General features: G+C 55.2%; 23 protein-coding genes. 15 read left to right on the top strand and 8 right to left on the bottom strand.

Going from position 1 to position 22,560, the window contains the following annotated elements:
- Nucleotides 1–149: 149 nt before the first annotated feature.
- The gene (gene hemH / locus HER32_RS12945) at nt 150–1,190 is read left to right on the top strand and encodes a ferrochelatase (protein WP_168682165.1); all 1,041 of its coding nucleotides are present in this window, start codon (nt 150–152) and stop codon (nt 1,188–1,190) included.
- A gap of 63 nt (nt 1,191–1,253) precedes the next feature.
- Here hemH and HER32_RS12940 read toward each other — a convergent pair whose 3' ends face one another.
- Both HER32_RS12940 and HER32_RS12935 read right to left on the bottom strand, forming a co-directional pair.
- Complete coding sequence (locus HER32_RS12940; protein ID WP_149072027.1) at nt 1,254–1,736, bottom strand: PRC-barrel domain-containing protein; 483 nt, start codon at nt 1,734–1,736, stop codon at nt 1,254–1,256.
- Between the two features lie 33 nt (nt 1,737–1,769).
- The gene (locus HER32_RS12935; RefSeq protein WP_168682164.1) at nt 1,770–2,429 is read right to left on the bottom strand and encodes a hypothetical protein; all 660 of its coding nucleotides are present in this window, start codon (nt 2,427–2,429) and stop codon (nt 1,770–1,772) included.
- Between the two features lie 337 nt (nt 2,430–2,766).
- Between HER32_RS12935 and HER32_RS12930 the strand changes: the two genes are divergently transcribed.
- From HER32_RS12930 to HER32_RS12910, 5 genes are all read left to right on the top strand, one after another.
- Nucleotides 2,767–2,967: a hypothetical protein gene (locus HER32_RS12930; protein WP_149072986.1), complete on the top strand. Its 201-nt coding sequence runs from the start codon at nt 2,767–2,769 to the stop codon at nt 2,965–2,967.
- Nucleotides 2,968–2,999: 32 nt separating this feature from the next.
- Entirely contained in the window at nt 3,000–3,185 is a 186-nt protein-coding gene (locus HER32_RS12925) for a hypothetical protein (protein ID WP_168682163.1), read from the top strand.
- 91 nt (nt 3,186–3,276) lie between these two features.
- Nucleotides 3,277–4,011: a hypothetical protein gene (locus HER32_RS12920; RefSeq protein ID WP_168682162.1), complete on the top strand. Its 735-nt coding sequence runs from the start codon at nt 3,277–3,279 to the stop codon at nt 4,009–4,011.
- 201 nt (nt 4,012–4,212) lie between these two features.
- Nucleotides 4,213–5,202: a DUF2157 domain-containing protein gene (locus HER32_RS12915; protein WP_168682161.1), complete on the top strand. Its 990-nt coding sequence runs from the start codon at nt 4,213–4,215 to the stop codon at nt 5,200–5,202.
- Nucleotides 5,199–6,398, top strand: coding sequence for a hypothetical protein (locus HER32_RS12910; RefSeq protein ID WP_168682160.1), 1,200 nt, complete (start codon nt 5,199–5,201; stop codon nt 6,396–6,398). The genes HER32_RS12915 and HER32_RS12910 overlap by 4 nt, the downstream gene beginning before the upstream one ends.
- 52 nt (nt 6,399–6,450) lie before the next feature.
- Here HER32_RS12910 and HER32_RS12905 read toward each other — a convergent pair whose 3' ends face one another.
- Complete coding sequence (locus HER32_RS12905; RefSeq protein WP_168682159.1) at nt 6,451–7,593, bottom strand: cysteine desulfurase family protein; 1,143 nt, start codon at nt 7,591–7,593, stop codon at nt 6,451–6,453.
- A 134-nt stretch (nt 7,594–7,727) separates the two neighbouring features.
- Nucleotides 7,728–9,116 (bottom strand): phosphoglucosamine mutase, encoded by a 1,389-nt coding sequence (gene glmM, locus HER32_RS12900; RefSeq protein ID WP_168682158.1) that lies wholly within the window; start codon nt 9,114–9,116, stop codon nt 7,728–7,730.
- Nucleotides 9,117–9,284: 168 nt separating this feature from the next.
- Between glmM and mazG the strand changes: the two genes are divergently transcribed.
- From mazG to HER32_RS12855, 9 genes are all read left to right on the top strand, one after another.
- On the top strand, nt 9,285–10,112 hold the full coding sequence (gene mazG / locus HER32_RS12895; RefSeq protein WP_168682157.1) for a nucleoside triphosphate pyrophosphohydrolase: 828 nt from the start codon (nt 9,285–9,287) through the stop codon (nt 10,110–10,112).
- Nucleotides 10,113–10,364: 252 nt separating this feature from the next.
- A complete protein-coding gene (locus HER32_RS12890; RefSeq protein ID WP_197748836.1) occupies nt 10,365–11,237 on the top strand; it encodes a MotA/TolQ/ExbB proton channel family protein in 873 nt (290 codons plus the stop codon).
- Nucleotides 11,238–11,298: 61 nt separating this feature from the next.
- On the top strand, nt 11,299–11,922 hold the full coding sequence (locus HER32_RS12885) for an ExbD/TolR family protein (RefSeq protein ID WP_149069698.1): 624 nt from the start codon (nt 11,299–11,301) through the stop codon (nt 11,920–11,922).
- A 10-nt stretch (nt 11,923–11,932) separates the two neighbouring features.
- Nucleotides 11,933–12,454 carry an ExbD/TolR family protein gene (locus HER32_RS12880; protein ID WP_149069699.1) on the top strand — a complete coding sequence of 174 codons (522 nt, stop codon included), beginning with the start codon at nt 11,933–11,935 and terminating at the stop codon, nt 12,452–12,454.
- Nucleotides 12,451–13,278, top strand: coding sequence for an energy transducer TonB (locus HER32_RS12875; RefSeq protein ID WP_232066249.1), 828 nt, complete (start codon nt 12,451–12,453; stop codon nt 13,276–13,278). The genes HER32_RS12880 and HER32_RS12875 overlap by 4 nt, the downstream gene beginning before the upstream one ends.
- Before the next feature lie 219 nt (nt 13,279–13,497).
- Nucleotides 13,498–14,319, top strand: coding sequence for an energy transducer TonB (locus HER32_RS12870; protein ID WP_168682156.1), 822 nt, complete (start codon nt 13,498–13,500; stop codon nt 14,317–14,319).
- A 158-nt stretch (nt 14,320–14,477) separates the two neighbouring features.
- Nucleotides 14,478–14,726 (top strand): hypothetical protein, encoded by a 249-nt coding sequence (locus HER32_RS12865; RefSeq protein WP_168682155.1) that lies wholly within the window; start codon nt 14,478–14,480, stop codon nt 14,724–14,726.
- Nucleotides 14,713–15,681, top strand: a complete 969-nt coding sequence (locus HER32_RS12860) for a PstS family phosphate ABC transporter substrate-binding protein (RefSeq protein ID WP_168682154.1) — start codon at nt 14,713–14,715, stop codon at nt 15,679–15,681. The genes HER32_RS12865 and HER32_RS12860 overlap by 14 nt, the downstream gene beginning before the upstream one ends.
- A 51-nt stretch (nt 15,682–15,732) precedes the next feature.
- Nucleotides 15,733–17,334, top strand: coding sequence for a tetratricopeptide repeat protein (locus HER32_RS12855; protein WP_168682153.1), 1,602 nt, complete (start codon nt 15,733–15,735; stop codon nt 17,332–17,334).
- Nucleotides 17,335–17,410: 76 nt separating this feature from the next.
- On the opposite strand, the gene HER32_RS12850 is transcribed toward HER32_RS12855, so the two are convergent.
- From HER32_RS12850 to bamA, 4 genes are all read right to left on the bottom strand, one after another.
- Entirely contained in the window at nt 17,411–18,478 is a 1,068-nt protein-coding gene (locus tag HER32_RS12850) for an RluA family pseudouridine synthase (RefSeq protein WP_168682152.1), read from the bottom strand.
- Between the two features lie 89 nt (nt 18,479–18,567).
- A complete protein-coding gene (locus tag HER32_RS12845; protein WP_168682151.1) occupies nt 18,568–19,215 on the bottom strand; it encodes an OmpH family outer membrane protein in 648 nt (215 codons plus the stop codon).
- Between the two features lie 38 nt (nt 19,216–19,253).
- Nucleotides 19,254–19,937: an OmpH family outer membrane protein gene (locus HER32_RS12840; RefSeq protein WP_149069706.1), complete on the bottom strand. Its 684-nt coding sequence runs from the start codon at nt 19,935–19,937 to the stop codon at nt 19,254–19,256.
- A gap of 31 nt (nt 19,938–19,968) precedes the next feature.
- Nucleotides 19,969–22,560 carry an outer membrane protein assembly factor BamA gene (bamA, locus tag HER32_RS12835; protein WP_149069707.1) on the bottom strand — a complete coding sequence of 864 codons (2,592 nt, stop codon included), beginning with the start codon at nt 22,558–22,560 and terminating at the stop codon, nt 19,969–19,971.

The following is a 22,560-nucleotide window of genomic DNA, read 5'->3' as shown; positions in this document are numbered from 1 at the left end:
CAGCTATTAGCTTCTTTTGCGGTTCAAACAGAGACAAACCGTTTGCTTTTCGGTTTAACGCCTAGTTCTTACCCACTAGCTTGTGGCCAGCTGCGACCCGCCCCGCAAAAGGCTAGCCGCTATCAGCCAACAGCTAACAGCCCTATACAATGCCCTCTTCAGCTTCCCAAGGCCGCACCGGTGTACTGCTCGTTAATTTAGGCACGCCCGACTCCCCCCGTACGCCGGATGTGCGGCGCTACCTCAACGAATTTCTAACAGACGCCCGCGTGATTGATATGCCGGCGGCCATTCGGTACCCATTGTTCCGGGGCTTGGTAGTGCCGTTGCGCGCCCCCAAGTCGGCCAAAATCTACCAGCAGCTCTGGACTGACCGTGGCTCTCCCCTGCTTTACCACGGCCTGGATCTGCAGAAGCTGGTGCAGGAGGAGCTCGGCCAGGACTACTTGGTGGCCTTTGGGATGCGCTACCAGAACCCCAGCATTGAAAGTGCCCTGGAGCAACTACGCGACGCGGCCGTAGACCGAATTATCGTATTACCGCTGTTCCCGCAGTACGCGGCAGCCAGCACGGGCTCCGTGCAGGAAAAGGTGATGGAGATAGTAAGCAAATGGTGGATAGTGCCCACGATTTCCTTTATCAGCACCTTCGTAGAAGACCCCGCTTTCATCGGCACGTTTGCCACTTTGGGCAAGGCCGAAATGGCCAAGCATGCCTACGACCACGTGGTATTTAGCTACCACGGAATCCCGGAGCGCCACGTGCTGAAAGGCAGCCACAAGAGCTACTGTAAGCTGGGCAGCTGCTGCGCCAGCTACAACAAGAACAACCGCTACTGCTACCGGGCTCAGTGCTTCGAGACGTCGCGCCAGCTGGGCAAGGCGCTGGGCCTCACGCCGGATCAGTACACCACTACCTTTCAGAGCCGTCTGCAAAGCCGCCTGCGTGACCCTTGGCTACAGCCTTACACCGATGAGGTAATCAAGGAATTCCCGGCCAAGGGCATCCACAATGTGCTGGCCTTCTCCCCTGCTTTCGTGGCCGACTGCCTGGAAACGACCATTGAAGTAGGGGAAGAATTTAAGGAGATGTTCGAAGAAGCTGGTGGCAAGCACTGGCAGTTGGTTCCCTCATTGAACTCGCACCCACAGTGGGTACGCGGCGTAGCCGACATGATTCGGCGCAACTAAAGCCATTATCCCACAAAAACACCGCCGGGTCCGTCTATAATAGATTGGCCCGGCGGTGTTTTTTTAGTTCAGGCGACGCCGCTGATAAAACTGCGAGTCGTCGTAGCTGGGCTGGTCGTAGAAGCTTTGCTGGCCTTCGGGAAGCTGCAGGTTGAGAGCCCGCAGCATGGCTTGTTCGTACTCGCGCGTGATCTGAATTTCGACGTAGGGCGGGTAGTCCAGCACTGACTGCGCCGTCAGGGAAGGCACGAATACGTTGTCGCCGTCGTCATCGAGGGCGGCCGCGCCAATAGGCAGTAGGATATGCCGGTCCCGCTCGTTGATGCGCAGGTTTTCGTCCAGCTCCACATCAAGGTAGCGTACTTTTAAGGCATCCGCGTCCACAATCAACTCATATACCTGCCCAAACTGCCGGCCATCGGCGCCGCGCACAGCCCAGCCGCGTACATCGGGGTTGCCATCGGCTACTTCAAATTCGGTGAGGTCGCGCAGGCGGCGCAGGTGCATGCCCTGGGCCGAGGGAATGGGGTCAGTTATAGGTTCCATAGCAGGAAGGGCAAAGGCAATAAAGCAGGTTCATTAACGGGTTGGCGGCTCATTTAGGGCCTTTACAAGGCGGGCAGCCTGTTTCAGGTAGGCTTGCAGCGCCGCTTGGTCCTGGGCAGTAGCCACCCGCCCGGTCAGGGCATCGGCCTGCGCCGTGAGCTGGTTTACGTCGGCTTCGAGCTCCGGGTAGCCCTTCTGCTGCATAGCCTGCAGCAGCAACGTAGCGGCAGTGAAGCCCGGACGCAAGCTGGCACCCTCTTCCTCCAGGCGGCTGGTAGCACTGGTCAGATCATCCCGCCGGGTGCTGATGGCGGCGTCCCGGAAGTCGGCCCGATCGGCCAGGCTGCTTAAGGTGGCACTCAGTATTTGGAGCCCGCGCCGGCCATAATCGGGAGTGGCAGCATCGGAGGCAGCAAAAGCCGCCAGCTCTTCGGGCGCTACTACGACTTCGGTGGGCGTACTCATATCGGCTACGGCCGCGTTAGCATCGGGGCGGGGGCCCGTCTCGGCGCCAGTGGTGCTATCTGGCAGGGGAGTTTCCGGGCTGGCGGCAGGAGTAGAAACCGGAGCCGAGGAGCCAGCATCGTGGCGAAGCAGAAAGTAAGCGGCTCCCCCAATTACGAGCAGCACGAGCAAGATGAGCAGCCAGGGGCTGGGAGAAGACTTTTTGCGTTGAATGTTGATATCGGCCATGGAGAAGAAACCTGTTTTAAAGCTAGCAACATACGCACTTACCCGCACAACCGGTTACGAAATAGCTGCGGCTAGGCAGACCTTGGGATAGGGATATATGCTAACTGTGTTCATCGCGCTGGCAAATCACAGCAACTAATCAGGGCAACCAGGGGATGGGTAACAGAATGACATAGCTTTGGTACTGTAAATGGCATAGCAGACCAATGTAGCAACATCTATTTTAGTACAACTTAACCATTGTGAGTAATAGAATACTCCGTACACCTTTGTATAAAGAGCAGAATGTAAGCGTCGCGACCTAATAACTGCTAACTCACCATTCATTAAAAATAGCATGAACCATACAGAACAAATTGAATCTTTGAACTTGATGCTCCTAGATGCAACTGAGCTGATTTCTATTGATGGCGGCGACACTGTTAACACGTCTTATCATGGCGGTCAGTCACAGCTGGACCTCAATAGAGTTATTGATGCAGCTCATGCAGTCGGCGACTTTTTCAGCGGTATGTGGGCTGGCATGACCGGACACTAATTAATCGTTTTTTCTAAATCATTTTTGACAAAATGAACTCATCAAATTTCGAACTCTACGGCGTAGAACTTGTAAATGAACAAGATCTTATGACCATTGAAGGAGGCCATCAGGGTACAGCATATGCTATCGGCCATGCAGTAGGGGAAGCATTGGTAGTAGCAGGCACCATCATCGGAATTGCTGGCGCTCTTCTTAATGGTGGCCACACTTCATAAAGGCTAATCCCACATGACGTTTTGACAACAGAGAAGTCTCTTTTTATAGAGGCTTCTCTGTTGTACTTTACAACGTTTCGAAAAAAGTGACATGAATAATCATGCAAGCGGATTTTCAATAATAGACGTATTCAGCTATTTAAGGAATCCGCATTATACAACCCCCGAAAGACGCAGCCTGCTCTCAAATGCAAAATACATGTTATGGTCCTACATAATGTGTGCCATCGGAATACTTATTGCCGGCTGCGTTATACTGACTATCGATTACAGCATTGTCACCTACCTTCATATTGACTCCATTTATCAGCAGATCCGTTCCACTAATACAGGGGTGAGGGAAGCTTTCGGAAGCTACGCATTTGTAGTAGTTGTGTTTGTGGTTCCTATTCTTGAAGAGCTAATTTTCAGGCTACCCCTTGACCTAAGAAGAGGTAGTATTGCCTTAGGAGTTACTCTTCTATTCTTTAGATTCGTTAACGGAGGCCTCCTTGTTGCGGATTTTTCCAAGTTTTTCTACTGGCTGGGAGTCGCACTATCTATCTTTTTGTTTGCAGTAGTGTACATTTTACTTCCTAAAGGTTTTTTATCAGATATTCAAACAAAATACTTTAAGTATTGGTATTATTTCATTGTGCTTGCCTTTGGATTAGTTCACATCTCGAACATTAAGCATATTGAGTTCAACTATATTCTATTTTACCCTTTATTTGTAATGCCCCAAATAATTATGAGCATTTTTATCAGCAATATTCGCATGAAAAGAGGATTCGTTTGGGGAATTGCGCTCCATGCATTAATAAACGGCATATCATTCATTCTGTAGCATCTCTCATTAAACACATCAGTTTTATTATTGTATAAATTATCTTATTCGTATTTTCAATCTAAATGATAGATACAGTACTACGTATCAGCATCTATCATTGAAACATATAAAGTACATTGTACCAGTAGCTTGCATGAGACGTCGTTCAAGATGTGTATGTTTAGCCGGGCGCTGCCGTAAGCCAGCTTCTTGCCTTGCATGATACCGGACCAACTGCTAGACGATTTACAGACTGCCCAGCTGCTTTCCGCTGCTCAGGCCGCCGCCATCCGCGAGGATGAGCAACACCGTCCCTTCTCCCTGCACTACGAGCTGCGCGCGGCCTTGTACTTGGGCGTTACCCTGCTCGCCGGGGGCCTGGGGGTGTTGCTGTACCAGCACCTGAGCGACATTGGGCATGGGGTTATCATTGGCAGCATGGGCCTGCTGATGGTAGCCAGCTTTGGGTACGCCATCTGGCACAAGCAGCCCTTTACCTGGGGGCAAACCCGTCCCGCCAGCTTCGTACCGGACTACGTGCTGCTGCTCGGGTGCCTGCTGTTTCTGGCTTTGGAAACCTACCTGCAGGTGCAGTATAACTTCTTCGGTAGCTATTACAGGCTGGCCACTATCATCCCGGCGGTGCTGTTTCTTCCCCTGGCCTACCACTTCGACCAGCGGGGCGTGCTGGCTATGGGGCTTACGGCCCTGGCTTCCTGGGTGGGCGTGAGCATTGCCCCCCTTTCGGCTTTCACCGAGAACAGCTTGCTGTCGTCGCGGCTGGGCGGGGCCGCGGTACTGCTGGGGTTGGCGCTGACTGGCGCGGGCCTCTACTCCGATTTTGCGGACCGGAAGCGGCACTTTGCCTTTACGTACATTTCGCTGGGGGCCAACTTAGCGCTGCTGGCCGCCACGGTTTCCCTCTTCGATTTTTATCTCTACAGCTTTCTACCCGAAGCCCTGTTGGTTTTACTCATCCTGGGGCTGAGTGCCGGCCTGGTATGGTATGCCCGGCGGAGTCATTCCTATCTATTCCTGCTAATGGGCGCGGTGTATGGCTACATCACCATTACCTACCTGTTCTTTCAGCTGCTTGATTCCGGACTTGGGGAAGCCGCCTTTATGCTGGGGATGCTCTATTTCGTGGGCTCGGCGGCGGGCGTTATCTATCTTTTTGTCAATGCCAAGAAAATCCTGCGCTTAGCATGAGCCTGAAAGCCTACAATCCCGCCTGGGCTTACCATGAGGCGATGCTGCACGCCGCCGCTCGCTGGCACCGCCGGGGCTTGCTCACGCCGGAGCAGCACCAAGCCATCCGGGCGCGCTACCCGCTGGAGTTTTACCGCCCCGGGCTGTTTCTGCGCATTGGTCTGTTTATTTTCACGTGCATAGGCGCGGCCGGCGCCGCTGGCCTGCTGGCCCTGCCATTGGCGGAGGCCATGTCATCGGACTTTCTACTGGTGCTGGCCCTACTGTGCGCGCTAGGGGGAATGGTTGTGCTGGAAGTGAGCATTCAGAGCTCCCGCCTCTACTACGCCGGCCCCGACAACGCCCTGCTGTACAGCTCTCTGGTTTGGGTTACGGTATTTTTCATCGCCCTAGCTCACGACTTAGTGCCAGTAGCCAGCCGCGACTTCGAGTCCTTGGGTAACCCGTACGTGCTGCTCGTATTGGGTCCGCTGTTTACCGTATTTCTGTTGGCCAGCATCCGCTACGCAGACAGGCTGGTAGCAGGGGCCACTTACGTACTCCTGCTGTTGCTCGTAGTTAACGCGTTGCTGCAAGTACCCTACGGCCGGGCGTTCCTGCCCTTTGTCCTGATGCTGCTGGCAGTAGGCGCCCACTGGCTGGTACGCCAGTTCCGCAAGCGGCCCGATTATCTGTATTACCAGTCCTGCCTAACGCTGCTGGAAGTGCTGGTGCTGCTCACGTTTTATGGAGCCGGCAACTATTACGTGGTGCGAGAAGTCAATGCCGCGCTCAGCGGGGCGTTTACGTCCCTGCAAATTCCCTTTGCACTAGTTTTTTATGTTCTGACGGCGGTCGTACCGCTGGCGTATACCGTGGTGGGGCTAAGGCGCCCCAGCCGGCTATGGCTGCTCACCGGGCTGCTGACGGCGGCGTGCTCGGTGGCTACGCTGCGGTACTACCACTCTTTGCTCCCGCCCGAACTAGCGGCCGTGCTAGCCGGGGCCGTGCTGCTAGTGCTGGCCGCCTGGGCAGCGCGCTACCTGCGGCCGGCCCGGCACGGACTCACGTCGCTGCCCGACGACGAGCAGCCGCCGCACTTCAACCTGGAGTCGTTGGTGGTAGCCCAAACGGCCGTAGTGCCGCAGGCGCCCCAGCCCGGCTTCGAGTTTGGCGGCGGGCAATTTGGGGGTGGCGGGGCCGAAAGCACCTACTAGCCACCAGAATAGCAAGGTTCCCGAAGAGTAAGTACCGGGTAGCTACTGGTGCTTACGCCGGCACTTTCCGATACATCTTGGCCAGTTGCTCCACCGCGTAATCTACTTCCTCTTCGGTGTTGTATTTGCTCATGGAGAAGCGGATGGTACCCCGGGCCGGGTCGCAGTTCAGCGCATTGAGTACGTGCGAGCCGGCATTGGCCCCACTGGTACAGGCCGAGCCCCCCGAAACCGAAATGTGGTTGATGTCGAGGTTGAACAGCAGCATCTCGTTCAGCTCCGAAGGCGGCAAGCTCACGCTGAGCACGGTGTACAGACTATGGTCGGCATCGGCGGAGGTACCATTGAACTCTACCCCATCGACTTCAGCGCGCAGCTTCTCAATGAATCGGTCTTTGAGCCCCTGGATGTGGCGCTGATGCGCCGCCATGTCGCGGTAAGCAATTTCCAGCGCCTTGGCCAGCCCTACAATGCCGTACACGTTTTCGGTGCCGGCCCGCTGGTTACGCTCCTGGGAGCCGCCGTGGATCAGGGAGTCCACGGCCAGGCCCGAGCGGCGGTACAGGAACCCAACCCCTTTGGGCCCATGAAACTTATGGGCAGAACCCACCAGAAAATTGGCCTTCAGCTTCTGCACGTCGTGGCGGTAATGGCCCATGGTCTGCACTGTATCGGTGTGGAAAACCGCGTTGTGCCGGGCGCAGATGTCGCCAATGGTGACGATGTCGTTCAGGTTGCCGATTTCGTTGTTGGCGTGCATTAAGCTCACAAAGGTGCGTGGGTGCGTAGCCAGCAGTTCCTCCAGGTGCTCCAAATCGAGGCGGCCCTGGGCGTCATGGCGCAGGTAGCTGAGCTGGATATCCCCACACTTTTCCAGCGCCTGTATGGTGTGCAGCACGGCGTGGTGCTCCAGCTGCGAGGTAATGCCGTGCTTCAGGCCCAGCGTCTTCACGCTGCCGGAGGCCGCGTAGTTATCGGCTTCCGTCCCGCACGAAGTGAATACGATTTCGGCGGGAGCGGCATTAATCAGGTGGGCAATGGTCTTGCGGGCGTTTTCGATGGCAGCGCGCACCTGGCGGCCATGGCCGTGGATGCTGCTGGGGTTGCCAAAATGCTCCCGCATAAAGGGCAGCATAGCATCCAGCACTTCGGGGTCCAGCGGCGTGGTGGCGGCATTATCGAAATACACGTTCATGAGCAAGACTACAGCTTAATCAAACACTGATTGAAAGAGGAAGGCGCCACAAAAATACAGGATTCCAGCGGGGCCGCCGGAATCCTGTAAATAATTGACTCGCAGGAAGCCCCTAATGGGCGCTTGGACAAGGACTATTGGCTGATGATTTCCTTGATGTCCCCGATAATTTTATTGGCCAAGTAATCCGCCGTGGCGTTCGAGGTCGATTCGGCGTAGATGCGGATAATCGGCTCCGTGTTGGATTTGCGCAGGTGTACCCACTCCTTATCAAACTCGATTTTTACGCCGTCGATGGTATTGATAGGCTGTTTGGCGTAGCGCTGCTGCATCTGCACCAAGACTTCATCGGTGTTGATTTCCGGCGTTAGCTCAATCTTGTTTTTGGAGATGAAGTAGTTGGGGTAGGATGCCCGCAGCCGTGTCATCGTCAGGCCGGTTTTAGCCAAGTGACTCAGGAAAAGCGCAATGCCCACGAGAGAGTCACGGCCATAATGCAGTTCGGGGTAAATAATGCCCCCGTTGCCTTCCCCGCCAATTACGGCATGGGTCTCCTTCATCTTATTCACCACATTCACCTCCCCCACGGCGGCGGCGGCGTAGCTACCGCCGTGCTTTTCCGTCACGTCGCGCAGGGCGCGGGTGCTGCTCAGGTTGCTCACAGTATTGCCGCCGCCGTTCTGCTGCAGCACGTAATCGGCTACGGCTACCAGCGTGTACTCCTCGCCGAACATGGTACCGTCCTCATTTACCAGTGCTAGGCGGTCCACGTCGGGGTCTACTACGATGCCCACGTCGAAGGAGCCTTTTTCCAGCACCTTGGCAATATCACGTAGGTTCTCAGGCAGCGGCTCGGGGTTGTGCGCAAAGTCGCCGGTAGGTTCGCAGAAGAGTTTTTCAATGACTTCCACGCCGAGTTGCTCCAAGAGCATGGGCACAGCAAAACCACCCGACGAATTCACGGCGTCCACTACCACGCGGAAGTTCTTGGCTTTGATGGCCGCTTTATCCACCAGGGGCAAGGCCAGAATAGCATCAATGTGCTCCTGCAGGAAAGTATCATCCGTGGAATACTTGCCCAGCTTCGTGACGGGGGCAAAGTCAAAGGCTTCTGAGTCGCCCAGCAGCAGGACCTGCTTGCCTTCCTCGTCCGAAATAAACTCGCCTTTGCTGTTGAGCAGCTTGAGGGCATTCCACTGCTTGGGGTTGTGCGAAGCCGTCAGAATGATGCCTCCCCCGGCTTTCTTAGCCGGCACGGCCATTTCCACAGTTGGCGTGGTGCTCAGGCCCAGGTCGATAACATCAATTCCCAGTCCCTGCAGGGTAGCGGAAACCAGGCGGCTGACCATTTCCCCGGATAAGCGGGCATCGCGACCAATCACGATGGTTGTATTCTGCGTGGTGTTCAGCACCCACGTACCAAAAGCTGCCGCGTATTTTACCACGTCAATTGGCGTGAGGCCGTCGCCGGCCGCGCCCCCAATGGTTCCCCGGATGCCCGAAATAGATTTGATCAGTGCCACAGTGCTTTCTGAAAGTGATGCGTTGAAAAATCAACTAAACGTGGGGCAAAAGTAGGCAACTGCCCGGTGTTTCTCTAAGCTTGAGCTTGCCGGCCCCGGCAGCTTCACCGGCCCTCCCCTGCGCCCCCTTACTCCTACAGAACCCCGCCCCGTTGTATATTTGAGTTCATGGAAAATAATTCTGCTACCCGCCGGCCAACCCAGTTAGAAGCCTTTGGCCGGCTGCTCGACGTGCTGGACCGGCTGCGGGCCGAGTGCCCCTGGGACCGGAAACAAACGCTGGAAAGCCTACGCCACCTCACCATTGAGGAAACCTACGAGCTCAGCGACGCCATCATCCGGGGGGACCTGCCCGACCTGAAAAAGGAACTGGGCGACGTGATGCTGCACCTGACGTTTTACGCTAAAATCGCCAGTGAGCAGGGCGCGTTCGACATTGCGGATGTGCTGAATGCCCAGTGCGAGAAGCTGATTTTTCGGCACCCGCACATTTACGGAAACGTGGAGGCCAGCACGGAAGAGGAAGTAAAACAGAACTGGGAGCAGCTAAAACTCCAGGAAAAAGGCAACTCCTCCGTCCTCGGTGGCGTACCTGTTTCTCTGCCGGCGCTGGTAAAGGCCATGCGTATTCAGGAAAAAGCGCGCGGAGCTGGTTTCGACTGGGAAAAGCCGGGCCAGGTATGGGAAAAAGTACAGGAGGAACTACAAGAATTCGGGGACGAATTTGCGGTTGCTACTCCTTCGGCGGAGCAGCAGGAACGAGCCGCAGCAGAGTTTGGCGACCTGCTATTTTCCCTTATCAACTTTGCCCGGCACGCGGGTATCAACCCGGAGGAAGCACTGGAACGCACTAACCGCAAGTTTATTCACCGTTTTCAATACCTCGAAACCGCGGCGGCCCGCGAAGGGTATTCCCTCCGCGACCTAACGCTGGCGCAGATGGATGTTTACTGGAACCAAGCCAAGCAGCTACCGGCCACGGGCAAACCGGAATAGCGTTTTTTTAAGACTAAGCCTGCATGAAAGCGTTTAAACGCATTTGGGATTTGGCAGCGCCAAGGGTTTTGTTTAGGTTTGCCAGAGAGAGTCTATTTTTCGGACTGGCCCCGCGCACGAGCAGACCCACTTACTTGTCTTTATTTTTGACAACGGTGCGGGTGAGCGGGGCGTTTCCGTCTTAAAGCTTTTCGCAACAGTTTTAATCACAACTTCATCTTTCACCAACCAACCCCCTAATTTTCCGGAACAATGGAACAAAAGAATGCCATGAACAAGAACGTGCGGCCTGCCGCTCCTGCAGCGCCCAAGGGCGAGGCAAAAGGCGGTTCCGCGTTTGCCGCCATCGTGATTCCGCTGGCTTTTGTTGTAAGCGTCATCATCTACCTGTTTGTATTGGGTAATGGCGCTAACTTCCAGGGTGGTAACCATGATAACGCCGCCTTGCCAGGTAACTACCTGGGCACCATTTACAAAGGGGGTGTCATCGTACCGATCCTTATGTCCCTTTTCCTGTTGGTAATTACGTTCTCCATCGAGCGTTTCCTGACCATCAGCAAGGCCAAAGGCACGAAGAGCATCGAGAGCTTTGTGCGCACTATCCGTCAGAAGCTGAATGCTAACGACATTTCGGGTGCTATTGCCGTATGCGACCAGCAGAAAGGCTCAGTAGCTGCCGTAGTTAAATCCGGTCTGCTGAAGTACCAGGAAATGGCCCGTGAGCGTGGCCTCGACAAAGACCAGAAGATCCTCGCCATTCAGAAGGAAATCGAAGAGTCGACGACGCTGGAACTGCCCATGCTGGAAAAGAACCTGGTTATCCTCTCTACCATTGCTTCGGTATCGACGCTGGTGGGTCTGCTGGGTACGGTATTCGGTATGATCAAGGCCTTCTCGGCACTGGCTCAGGCTGGTAACCCCGACGCCGTAGCCCTGGCAGAAGGTATTTCGGAAGCTTTGATTAACACGGCTATCGGTATTGCCGGTTCGGCCATCGCCATCATTGCTTACAACTTCTTCACCAGCAAAATTGACGAGCTGACTTACAGCATCGACGAAGCCGGCTTCAGCATTATTCAGACCTTCGCGGCTCAGCACGGCGAAAAAGAAACTTACACGGCCTAGTTTGCGGTTAGCGCAATAACGCCTCAGTAAGTCTCGTTGTCTGAATAAAACCACGCAAGAAATGCCTAAAGTAAAGCCCCATAGAACGTCCCCTTCGCTGGATATGACCCCGATGGTGGACCTGGCCTTCCTGCTGGTGACGTTCTTCATGCTCACCACCAAGTTTGCCCCCGAGGAAGTGGTGATAGTGGATACTCCCTCCTCTACCTCGGAAATCAAGCTGCCGGAAAGCAACGTTATCCGCCTCCTCATCGACAAGGATAAGCGCGTGTTCTTCGGGCTGGAAAGCGACAAAGCGCGGGCTCTGCTGCTCGACCGGATGGGCGCCAAGTACGGCGTTTCGTTCACCGAAAAGCAAAAGCGCGCCTTTGGTGGCCTCAACAGCTTTGGCGTACCGGTTCAGCAGCTCGGCTCTTTGCTCGATATGAGCACGGAGAAGCGCAAAGAGGTAAAGCAGCCCGGTCTGCTTTCCGAAGCCGACACGGTGCAGCTCATCGACTGGGTAATGACCGCGCGCCAAGCTAACATGGACGCGGTAAAAAAGCCCACCTTTATTGCCATCAAAGGTGATAATGACGCCGATGTTGCCACGGTAAGAAGAGTAATCCAGCTGTTGCAGAACAAGAACATCAACCGTTTCAATCTCATCACCGACTTGGAAAACAAGCCGGTAGTGAGCCGATAAGCGCAGCGACATGGCAGAAATACAACAACAAGCCGACTCCGGTAAAGGAGGTAAGAAGCGGGCCAAAAAAATGTCGACCAAAATCGACATGACTCCCATGGTGGATTTGGCCTTCCTGCTTCTGACCTTCTTCATGCTCACGACCACGTTCAACAAACCGAACGTGATGCAGGTGACGATGCCCGTGAAGGAAAAGAACCCGGAAGAGCGTTCGGAGCTGAAAGCCTCGGATGCCTTCACCATCCTGATGGGTGAGAACAACAAGCTGTACTACTACGAAGGGCTGGCGGACGCCACCACGAAGCCAGAGCTCAAGCTTTCGAGCTACGATGCTAACGGCATTCGGAAAGTACTGCTGCAACGGCAGCGGCAAAACCCTAAAACGGTGGTGCTGATCAAGCCGGATGACAAGTCCAACTATAAGAACATGGTGGACATCCTGGATGAAATGAACATCACCGACCAGAAAAAGTACGCGCTGGTGCCCATTTCGAAAGTTGATACTGAACTTATTGCATCCTCCGGCTTATGATGGATAACGCACAGCTAGCGCAGGCCAGCCTCAACGACATCGTATTTGAAGGCCGTAATAAGGCCTACGGTGCGTATGTGCTGCGGCGCTTGTACAACAAGCACGTCACGCGCGCCCTTCTCATTGCCGTTGCCCTCTTCGCTTTGCTGGTAACCTTCCCGCTTCTGGCGCGGATGTTCAGCAGCAACGACGTGGTGGAAGACGACAAAATGCTGAAGGAAAACGTCCTGATGGATGCACCTCCCCTGGACGAGACCAAACCCCCACCACCCCCACCGCCACCCGAGGCGCCACCACCCCCACCACCTAAGCTGACGACCATCAAGTTTACACCTCCGGTTGTAAAGAAAGATGAAGAAGTCCGCAAAGTGGAGGAAATTCCAGATCAGAAAGAGCTGGAAGACAAGGTAGTGGCCACCGTAACGGTGAAGGGTAACACGGATAACCCGAACGATCTGGCAGGCCTTGAGGGCGATGGCGACAAAGTAGTAGCCGAAGTAGTAGAGCAGAAAGTCTATACCTATGTAGAGCAGATGCCGGTGTTCCCCGGTGGCCAAGAGGCCCTGCTGCAGTACATCGGTAAAAACATCCGCTATCCTGCTCTTGCCCTGCGCAACCAGATTGAAGGCAAGGTGTTCGTGAACTTCACCGTAGGCCCCGATGGCAGCGTAACCGATGTAAAGGTTACAAAGCCCCTAGGCGGCGGTACCGACGAAGAAGCTGTGCGCGTAATCAAGACGCTGCCCCGCTTCGCTCCCGGTAAGCAGAATGGTCGGGCAGTTAGCGTATCGTTTACGGTACCGGTAACTTTCGCCATCAAGTAACTACCACTCGGCTTCGGCCAGGCTAAAACCCGAATCAAGCTCCGGCTTGGTTCGGGTTTTTTGTTGTCTTTTTCCGTCGAAAAAAATATACGCAACCCTATACTAGATGGTCAGGGCTAGGCGTTTTGTTCTTGAAAGCCAGATAGGGTTCTGAATGTGAGTTGGTTGGCTTGGAAATTATTCGTGCAGCATTCCGTTCACCTTTAACCTATACCACCTATGTCCACGCTCAACCTGCTCACCGCTTCGCTCGACGACATTGTGTTCGAAGGGCGCAACAAGGCCTATGGCGCCTTCGTCATCCGGCAGCTTTACCAACGGCACCTCCAGCGGGCCGTCATTATTGCCACGGCTTTATTTTTGCTATTAATTGCTACGCCCCTGCTGGTGCAGTACCTAGATCCTGAGCCGATGGTGGCACCTACAGTCACTGTAGTACACCCTCCGATGACACTTATTGACCCCGTAATTCCGCAGCCAAAGATGGCCGTCCGGCCAGCCGTGGCGCCGCCCGTAGTGCGTCCGCCCGACGAAATCGTGCCTACCGTGAAGCCCGATGAATTGGTCACCAAGCCGGATATTAAACCAGTAACGCCCACTACCAGTAGCTTCGCTGACTTGCCGGAGGGTACGCAGGTAGGGCCAGTAGCTCAACCTGGCTCGGGCTACGGCACCTCCTCCGGCTCCGATTCCGGCAAGGCTGCCCCAGCGGTGGTAGCTCCGCCCAAGCCTTTCTTAACCGCCGAAGTAATGCCCTCTTTCGTTGGCGGCGAGAAGGCCCTGGGAGAATATTTCCGCAAGCACCTGCACTACCCTTCCCTGGCCCTGCGCAACCAGGTTTCCGGGCGGGTATTTGTTTCGTTCACTGTGAGTGCTTCCGGGGAGGTAATGGACGTGGAAGTGCTGAAAGGGCTGGGCTATGGCACAGAAGAAGAAGCCAGCCGCGTTATCAGAAACATGCCCCACTGGTCGCCCGGGCAGCAGGGCGGCCGCGCTGTACCCGTGCGCTTCACGCTGCCGATTACGTTTCAGTTTCAATAAAGGCCGCGGCAGCCTTAGTTAGCGCCCTTCGTTGCCTAATTGGAAACGAAGGGCGCTTTTGTGCCAGCCAGGATGGGGCAAAATAAGCCCGCAGCTTCGCAACCAACCATCTGGCTACCTTTGTACGTTTAAGCCTTTTCGCCTCTACTTTCCCCCCCATGCTTGACCGACGACCTGCCCGCGAACGGCTGGGCCAGAGTAACCCCCAACGCCTGACGCGCTACTTTGTGCTGTTTATGGCCTGTGTCTACATAGCCTTGGGGCTTTACCTGCTGCTTTCAGCAGTTTCTATCTTTTCGCTCCCTCCCACGCCGCGTCGGATTTTGGGTGGGGTGTTCATCCTGTACGGAATCATTAGATTTGTTCGCAACTATCGGGTTATAACCGGCAAAAATGATGAAGAGTAACACGCTGCTCCTGCCAGCAGGGGCGTTCTTGCTGGCAGGCTTGCTGTTGGGTAGCTGCAATGGAGGAAACCCACCTACGGCCGAGACCATTGATGATACACCCACCAGTGGGGTATTGAAGATTGCTGTTGACGCTACGTTTGAACCCATCGTAAAATCACACGTTGACACGTTTCAGCAGCTGTACCAATATGCCAAGGTGAAACCGCAGTACGTGCCGGAAGCCGATGCCATGGAGGCGTTGCTGAACGACAAAGTGCGGGTGGCCATTGTATCCCGGGAACTGACAGCGGCTGAGAAAACGCACTTTGAGCGGCTGAAGCTGATTCCGCGCACAACGCATGTTGCCACTGATGCCCTTGCCATTATCGTCAACCCCGCCAACGCGGACTCCCTGCTGACGATGGCACAGTTACGGGACATCTTTACGGGCAAGGCCACGCAATGGCAGCAAATCAACCGCGGTAGTAAGCTAGGCGATATTACCGTGGTCTTCGATTCAAACAACTCCAGCACCAGCCGGTATGTACAGGACTCCGTTACGCGCGGAGCCGCGCTGACCAAAAAGTCATTTGCTTCCAAATCGAACCCGGCGCTTCTGGATTACGTTGCTACCCACACCAACGCCATTGGGGTAATCGGCGTGAACTGGATCAGTGACCGGGATGATGCCTCCGTTCAAAGTTTTTTACGGCGGGTGCGCGTTGTTGGCATCAGTACCTCGGCAGCCCCTACCAGCACAGAGGACTACGTGCAGCCCTATCAGGCCTATCTGGCTCTGAAAACATATCCGCTCCGCCGCAACGTATACGTCATCAGCCGGGAGGCCCGCGCAGGACTTGGCACCGGTTTTGCCTCCTTCGTTGCGGGGACGAAAGGGCAGCTCATCATTCTCAAATCCGGCTTGATGCCGGCGGTGGGCCAGACGCGAATCGTGACGACGAAATCCAATTAAACTTGCTCCCTACTCACTTTTTTTCTTACGCTTTCATTTAATTTTTCGCACATGAAGTTCAAGCCCTGGAAGCTTTCCCTCCTCGTTGCTTTGTCCGTCAGCACCACGGCTGCCGTGGCGCAGAACGTAGCTGGCGCTCAGAAAGCCATTGAGCTGGAGCGCTACAGTGATGCCCGGCGCCAGCTGGGTCAAGGTCAGACCCCCGAAGCCGCTTTCGAGCTGGGCCGTTTGTACCAGAAAATGGAAAAGCCTGATTCGGCCGCTTATTTCTTCACGCAGTCGGCCAGCGCTTCTAAATCTCCGCAGTCGCTGATTGCGACGGGACGCGCTTTTCTGGCACAAGGCAAAAACGCCGAAGCGCAGATTCAGTTCGACCAAGCCGTAAAAGCCACCAAGTCGAAAGACAAGGAAACCCTGATTCAGGTAGGACAGGCCTATGCCGAGTCGGGTTCCAAAGACAATGGCAAAGCCCTGGAGTACCTGACGTTGGCCAACAAGCTCAACAAGAAGGATGATCCGCGCATCATGAACCTGATCGGCGACATCTACCTGAAGCAGGACAACGGTGGCGGCGAAGCCATGAACAGCTACGAGCGTGCCATCTTGGCTGACCCCAATAACGTAACCGCTTACTACCGCAAAGGCCAGCTGAACGTACGCTCGCGCAACTACAACGGTGCTCGTGACGCCTTCCAGAAAACGACAATTCTGGACCCCAACTTCGCTCCTGCTTACCGCGAGCTTGGCGAAATGTACTACTTCGTTGGCAAGTACGACGATGCCCTGAGCACTTTCCAGAAGTACCGCGACATGGCGGAGAATACGCCGAGCACGCAAGCTAAGTATGCTTCGTTCCTGTTCCTGACCAAGAAGTACCCCGAGGCACTGACGGAGGTGCAGACCATTCTGCAGCGCGACCCCAAGAATGTAACGATGAATCGTTTGCAGGCTTACTCGCTCTACGAAACGGGCAAGAATGAAGAGGCTCTGGCGGCTATGGATGCCTACATGAAAATGGTACCGGCCGACAAGCTCATCACCGAAGACTACGTGTACTACGGGAAGATGCTGGCCAAAGCCGGCCGTACGCAGGAAGGCATTGCCACTATTGAGAAGGCCATCAAGAATGACCCGACCAAGGCTGATGAATTGCAGGGCGACTTAGCGCAGGCTTATCTGGCTTCGAAGAACTATCCGATGGCCATCAAAACCTATAGCGCCATTGCGAAGAAGAACCCTGAAACCCTGACCAACAAAGTATACCTGGCCCGGGCTTACGAGTTCAACAAGCAATACGCCCAGGCAGACAGCCTCTACGGTGTGATTACGACCGCGAAGCCTGACTACATCCCCGGCTACCTGATGCGGGCCCGTGCTAACGCTAACCTGGACCCAGACTCTAAGCAGGGTGCGGCTAAGCCTTACTACGAGAAGTACCTGGAACTGGCCAATGACCCTACTAAGTATAAGGATGGCATGGTAGAAGCCAACAAGTACCTTGGCTACTATTACTACCAGAAAGGCGACAAAGCGGCTTCACTGCCCTACTGGCAGGCAGCCAAAACGCTGGACCCCGCCGATGGCCAGGTAACGACGGCCATCAACGAAATTACGCGCAAGGCGCCGGCCAAGGCTCCCGTTAAGCGGAAGTAATTTCCATCTGCCTGTTTGCTAAAAAGGCCGCCTCGCGTACTGCGAGGCGGCCTTTTTTTGTAGTCATGCCCCCCTCCTAGTATCCCTGCTCCGCGTAAGCTGCCCATTTCAACAGCGCGGCTTCGAAATCGGCGGGCAACTCTGCCTCAAAGTGTAGGGTTTCTCCCGTAACCGGATGCACGAACCCGAGGGATTTAGCGTGTAACGCCTGCCGGGGTATAACCGCCAATACTTTTTCTACAAAGTCCTTGTAGGCGCCGGTACGCTGCCCGTATAGAATCTTGTCTCCCCCATAAGTGGCATCGGAAAACAAAGGATGCCCGATATGCTTCATGTGCGCCCTGATCTGGTGCGTCCGACCAGTTTCCAGGTTACACTGCACCAGCGCCACGTGGCGGAAAGATTGGAGCACTTTATAGTGCGTTACGGCGTGCTTACCGTAGGAACCATCGGGGTACACGGCTTGCACCTTACGGTCCTTCAGGCTACGGCCAATATGCCCCGTAATGGTGCCTTGTTCTTCTTTGGGTACGCCCCATACCAGCGCCAGGTAAGTGCGCTCAATGGTATGGTGGAAAAACTGCTGCGAGAGGTGGGTCATGGCCCACTCCGTTTTCCCGATTACCAGCAGGCCCGAGGTATCCTTGTCGATTCGATGTACTAGGCCCGGCCGAATCTCGCCGTTGCGGCCCGTGGGCAGGTGCTGGAAGTGGTAGGCCAGACCGTTTACCAGGGTGCCCTGCCAGTTACCGTAAGCGGGGTGTACCACTAAGCCCGCAGGCTTGTTTACGAGCAGCAGGGAGTCGTCCTCGTAGCGGATATCCAGCTCCATGGGCTCTGGCACCACTTTCCCCTCGCGCGGCGGCTCCGGCAGCGTAATGGTAATTACGTCCCCGGGCTTCACGCGGTAGTTCGACTTCACTGGCCGCTCATTTACCTGGACTGCTTCGGCCCGAATGGCGTTCTGTATCTTGGTGCGGGAGGCATTCGGCAGCCGGTTCATGAGGAACTTGTCGAGCCGCAGCAGTTCCTGCCGCTTATCGGCCTGAATGCGGTGATGCTCGTATAGTTCGTCGTCGGGGTCCTGCTCGTCGTCGAGGGGCAGCAAATCGTCAGTGAATAGGTCTTCGTCTTCTTGCTGCATAACTACGCTGGTGGCTCCGGGCAAAAATAAGAAAGCCGGAACGAGGTTCCGGCTTTCCTGCTTTACTACTACCCTGTGGGTAGCAGTAATTACTTCTTGGATTTCGTCTTGGTTTTGGTGCTGGTAGCAGCAGGAGTAGCTGCCGGAGCCGCTGGCTTTGCGGCGGTAGGCGCAGCAGCCGGCGCAGCACCGGGGGTAATGCCCATTTTTTTCAGCACCAGGTCCGAGATGTCGCCATCCTTCGGGCCGTGCAGCAGGATGGGCGTGGTGCCGTAGCCGGCGTCCGAATTCAGCACATAGGCGTAGCCGTTCTCATCCGCTACGGCATCAATGTTCTTCTGCAGCTTATCCAGCACGGGCTTCAGCAAAGCCTGTTGCTTCTGTTGAACGGAGGCTTCTGCATTGCGCTGGAACTCCTGAATGGACTGCTGCAGGCTCTGAAGTTCCTTTTCTTTATCGGCGCGTACGGGCTCAGCCATCGTAGCAGCACCTTTCTGATAGGCTTCGCCCTTCGTCTGATACTCCTGGTATTTGGCCTTCAGCTGGTTTTCCAGTTGGGTGCTATAATCCTTCAGCTGCGACTCAATCTGCTTGCTTTCGGGCATCTGGCTCAGCACGTAGTCTACGTTGGTGTAGCCGATTTTCTGGGGAGCCGTCTGGGCCAGCGTGGCCGTAACCGTGGTGAGCGTGAGTGCGGCCGTAGCCAGCAGCAGGCGGAATTTGGGGAATGAACTCATTCGGGAAAAGAGAAATGTCTGAGAGTTAGAATGCAAAATTACTTTTTTCGGCCGGTTGAACGCGGCGCGGGCTTGGTGGTAGCCTTTTTAGCGGGAGCGGCCGAGCGGGTGCCGGCCTCATCGGCGGCTGGCTCGTCGCCAGCCGGGGTGGCGGGCGTGGCTACCGTGCGCACGGCCCCCTTGTTGGCCGGCTGGTTACGCTCCTCCGATCCTAAACCCAATTCTTCGAGCACAAATTCCGTGTAGTCGTGCGTGGGGTTGGTATACAGCATGGTCAGGTCCCCCGATTTGTCGAAAAGGATAGCCAGCTGCTTTTTCTTGGCTACTTTCTCCACGGCTTCAAATACCTGGTCCTGCACGGGCTTGGTCAGCTCTTGGCGCTTTTTGAACAGCTGGCCTTCGTACCCGAATATCTTGTTCTGGTAGGTCTTGATGTCCTGCTCCTTTTGCAGAATCTCATCCTGCCGCTTTTTCTTCATCGGGTCCGTCAGCAACACTTCCTCGGCCTGGTAGGTGCGGTACATCTTGTCCAGGTCTTTGCGCATCGACTCAATATCCTTCTGCCAGTTCTGTGACAGGGTGTTAAGCTCCTGTTGGGCCGCGGCGTAGGCCGGCATCTTGCTCATGATAAACTCTGAGTCTACGTAGCCAAATTTCTGGGCCCAGGCACTCGGCAGGGCCAGCAGCAACAGCAGCGGAAGTAAGCAAAGAACTTTTTTCATAGCTACATAAGGGGCTAGCTGGCCAGGCAGCTTAGCGGATCTGCTGACCAATGATGAAGTGGAAGTGGCCTTTTTCCTGCGCCGGTTGGGTAGCACCCGTATTGTAGCGGTCCACCGGGTCGAAACCATAGCCGTAGTCGAACCCTAGCAAACCGAATGCCGACATGAAAATTCGGGCGCCCACCCCCACGGAGCGGTACAACTTATAGGGGTTGTATTTGGAGTATTGATCAAAGGAGTTGCCGGCTTCGGCAAAGCTGAGGACATAAACGGTGGCCGCCGGATTCAGCGAAACCGGATAACGCAGTTCCATGACGTATTTATTGTAGGCTACCCCACCGCTGCCATTCGGGTTCTGAATAGCATTGGCATCCGTTGGGTCGTCGTACCCGCGCAACCCCACAAATTCGGTACCTACTAAGAAGTTGTTCTGCCCACCGGAAGCCAGCCCTGAGCCCCCGAGCTTGAACCGCTCGAAGGGGCCAATGGCGCGGCTGCTGTTGTACGACCCGATAAAGCCGAAGTGCGCCCGCGTGTTCAGCACCAGTTTTCCCACGATGGGCGTAAACCAGGAAGCATCAAACATCCACTTGTGGAATTCCACCCACTCGTTTACGCTGGGATGAGCCCCCTTAAACGCGGAGTACGGTGGCGTCAGGTTCACACTCAGCGACAAAGCCGAGCCCCGACGGGTATACGTTGGGTTGTCGGTGCTATTGCGGGAAAGCGTGGTGTTAAAGGTGATGTTGTTGGCGTTGCCGGTGCCGTTGGCAAAGCCCTGCAGGTAAGGATAGTTCTTGAGCTTGTACTGGCTGATCGACAACGAGTTGCTCAGGGAAAAGTAGTCATCGGGCCAGCGTAGGTAGCGGCCGAGGCTTACCGAGGCGCTGTTTACCTTAATCGAGCTGCCCGTGTTCACATCGAAGTTGGTGCCTACCCGTTGAATGCTCTTGTTGAGACTGACGGTAAGGGAGTTCCGCTTGCGGCCACCCAGCCAGGGTTCCGTGAAAGAGAAGGAGTAGGCTTGGTACTGGATACCATTGGCCTGCACGTTCAGGGCCAGGCGCTGCCCATCCCCAGCGGGTACAGGGCGCCAGTTGCTAAAGTTGCCGGCCTTCCGCAGCGAGAAGTTATTGAACACGAGGCCCACGGTACCAATGAAGCCGGCAAAGCCCCCCCAGCCGCCAGAAAGGGTAATCTGGTCTGAGGGCTTTTCTTCTACGGTGTAGTTGATGTCTACCGTGCCATCGGCCTGATTGGGCACCGGATTGATGCCTACTTTTTCGGGGTCGAAGTAACCCAGCGACGCCAACTCGCGCTGGGAGCGGATCAACAGTTCGCGGTTGAACTTCTCCCCGGGCAGGGTGCGCAGTTCCCGGCGCACTACATGGTCGCTGGTTTTGGTATTGCCGGCAATGTTGATGTCCTTGATCCGGGCCTGTACCCCCTCCGTCAGGCGCATCTCAATATCGATGGAGTCCCCTTCTACCTTGGTTTCGATGGGCTCAATCTGAAAGAACAGGTACCCGTCGTTCATGTAGAGCGAGGTGATATCCTGACCGGTTGGGTTGTAGTTGAGACGCTTGTCCAGCGTTTCTTTGCTGTATACGCTGCCTTCCTTGATGCCCAGAATAGAAGCCAGGGTACGGTTGTCGTAGAGGTAATTGCCCGACCACGTGATGTTGCGGAAGTAATACTTCGGCCCTTCATCTACCCGAATGCGCAACGCCAGCTTATCAATATCCTGCTCCGTAGCCCGATGAATGCCGAATTTGCCGTTTTCGGTGCCCAGCCACAGGTAGCTGCGGGTCTGAGGAATAGAAATCAGGGAGTCTGATACCACAACCGCGTCGCGGTAGCCCTGGGCGTTATAGTACGCAAGTACACTCTCTTTGTCGTCTTCAAACTCTTTCCGCTGAAACTTGCCGGCGTTCAGAAACTTGTACGGCTTCTTCTCCTTGGTCTTTTTCATTTTCGACTTGAGCTTCCCGTCCTTCACGGCCGAGTTACCTACAAAGTCGATGTCCGTGATGTGGACTTTCTCGCCCCGGTTCACGTTATAAGTCAGCACTACGCTATTGGGCAGGGTAGAGTCGGGCTGCTGGGTGACGTTTACCTTGGCGTTCAAAAACCCTTTGTTGGTAAAGAACTTACGCACCTGCTCGCTGGTATTGCTTAGCAACGCGTCCGTCACCACTTTTCCCCGAATCAGCTTGATCTTATTTTTTAAGTCGTCGGCCTGGGTTTTGCCAATACCGCTGAAGGTGAAGTTAGATAAACGCGGCCGCTCCTTCACGTCGAACGTCAGGAAGATCCGGGAGCCCTCCGTGCGGTCTATCGACACGTTGACGTCTCCCACAATGCCCTGATCCCAGAGGCGCCGAATGGCCTTGCCCAGTTCTTCACCCGGAATACTTACCGGGTCCCCTACTTTCAGGCCGGTGATACCAATCAGCGTATTAGGATCGAGGTAGCGGGTGCCGGTGAAAGAGATACCACCAATCTGGTAGCGTTCTGGTTCTCCTGCCCCTCCCGCTTTCTGGGCTTCTACTGGGCTTAGTGCGCCGCATACTAGCAGTAGCGTCGCGACTAAAGCGCCTACCCGGTTAATCAAAAATTTCAT

Source organism: Hymenobacter sp. BT18 (assembly GCF_012273015.1).
Lineage (GTDB): Bacteria > Bacteroidota > Bacteroidia > Cytophagales > Hymenobacteraceae > Hymenobacter > Hymenobacter lutimineralis.
Note: the sequence above shows the minus strand (reverse complement) of the source record. Positions and strands in the feature narration are given on the sequence as shown.

Bases quoted from the DNA above. Each gene is read 5' to 3' on its own strand.
- HER32_RS12930 (WP_149072986.1), top strand. From the start codon at position 2,767: ATGAACCATACAGAACAAATTGAATCTTTGAACTTGATGCTCCTAGAT.
- HER32_RS12905 (WP_168682159.1), bottom strand. From the start codon at position 7,593: ATGAACGTGTATTTCGATAATGCCGCCACCACGCCGCTGGACCCCGAA.
- HER32_RS12870 (WP_168682156.1), top strand. From the start codon at position 13,498: ATGTCCACGCTCAACCTGCTCACCGCTTCGCTCGACGACATTGTGTTC.
- bamA (WP_149069707.1), bottom strand. From the start codon at position 22,560: ATGAAATTTTTGATTAACCGGGTAGGCGCTTTAGTCGCGACGCTACTG.
- HER32_RS12855 (WP_168682153.1), top strand. From the start codon at position 15,733: ATGAAGTTCAAGCCCTGGAAGCTTTCCCTCCTCGTTGCTTTGTCCGTC.
- hemH (WP_168682165.1), top strand. From the start codon at position 150: ATGCCCTCTTCAGCTTCCCAAGGCCGCACCGGTGTACTGCTCGTTAAT.
- HER32_RS12865 (WP_168682155.1), top strand. From the start codon at position 14,478: ATGCTTGACCGACGACCTGCCCGCGAACGGCTGGGCCAGAGTAACCCC.
- HER32_RS12860 (WP_168682154.1), top strand. From the start codon at position 14,713: ATGATGAAGAGTAACACGCTGCTCCTGCCAGCAGGGGCGTTCTTGCTG.
- HER32_RS12935 (WP_168682164.1), bottom strand. From the start codon at position 2,429: ATGGCCGATATCAACATTCAACGCAAAAAGTCTTCTCCCAGCCCCTGG.
- HER32_RS12880 (WP_149069699.1), top strand. From the start codon at position 11,933: ATGGCAGAAATACAACAACAAGCCGACTCCGGTAAAGGAGGTAAGAAG.
- HER32_RS12920 (WP_168682162.1), top strand. From the start codon at position 3,277: ATGAATAATCATGCAAGCGGATTTTCAATAATAGACGTATTCAGCTAT.
- HER32_RS12940 (WP_149072027.1), bottom strand. From the start codon at position 1,736: ATGGAACCTATAACTGACCCCATTCCCTCGGCCCAGGGCATGCACCTG.
- HER32_RS12885 (WP_149069698.1), top strand. From the start codon at position 11,299: ATGCCTAAAGTAAAGCCCCATAGAACGTCCCCTTCGCTGGATATGACC.
- HER32_RS12910 (WP_168682160.1), top strand. From the start codon at position 5,199: ATGAGCCTGAAAGCCTACAATCCCGCCTGGGCTTACCATGAGGCGATG.
- HER32_RS12925 (WP_168682163.1), top strand. From the start codon at position 3,000: ATGAACTCATCAAATTTCGAACTCTACGGCGTAGAACTTGTAAATGAA.
- HER32_RS12840 (WP_149069706.1), bottom strand. From the start codon at position 19,937: ATGAAAAAAGTTCTTTGCTTACTTCCGCTGCTGTTGCTGCTGGCCCTG.
- HER32_RS12890 (WP_197748836.1), top strand. From the start codon at position 10,365: ATGGAACAAAAGAATGCCATGAACAAGAACGTGCGGCCTGCCGCTCCT.
- mazG (WP_168682157.1), top strand. From the start codon at position 9,285: ATGGAAAATAATTCTGCTACCCGCCGGCCAACCCAGTTAGAAGCCTTT.
- HER32_RS12845 (WP_168682151.1), bottom strand. From the start codon at position 19,215: ATGAGTTCATTCCCCAAATTCCGCCTGCTGCTGGCTACGGCCGCACTC.
- HER32_RS12915 (WP_168682161.1), top strand. From the start codon at position 4,213: ATGATACCGGACCAACTGCTAGACGATTTACAGACTGCCCAGCTGCTT.
- HER32_RS12875 (WP_232066249.1), top strand. From the start codon at position 12,451: ATGATGGATAACGCACAGCTAGCGCAGGCCAGCCTCAACGACATCGTA.
- HER32_RS12850 (WP_168682152.1), bottom strand. From the start codon at position 18,478: ATGCAGCAAGAAGACGAAGACCTATTCACTGACGATTTGCTGCCCCTC.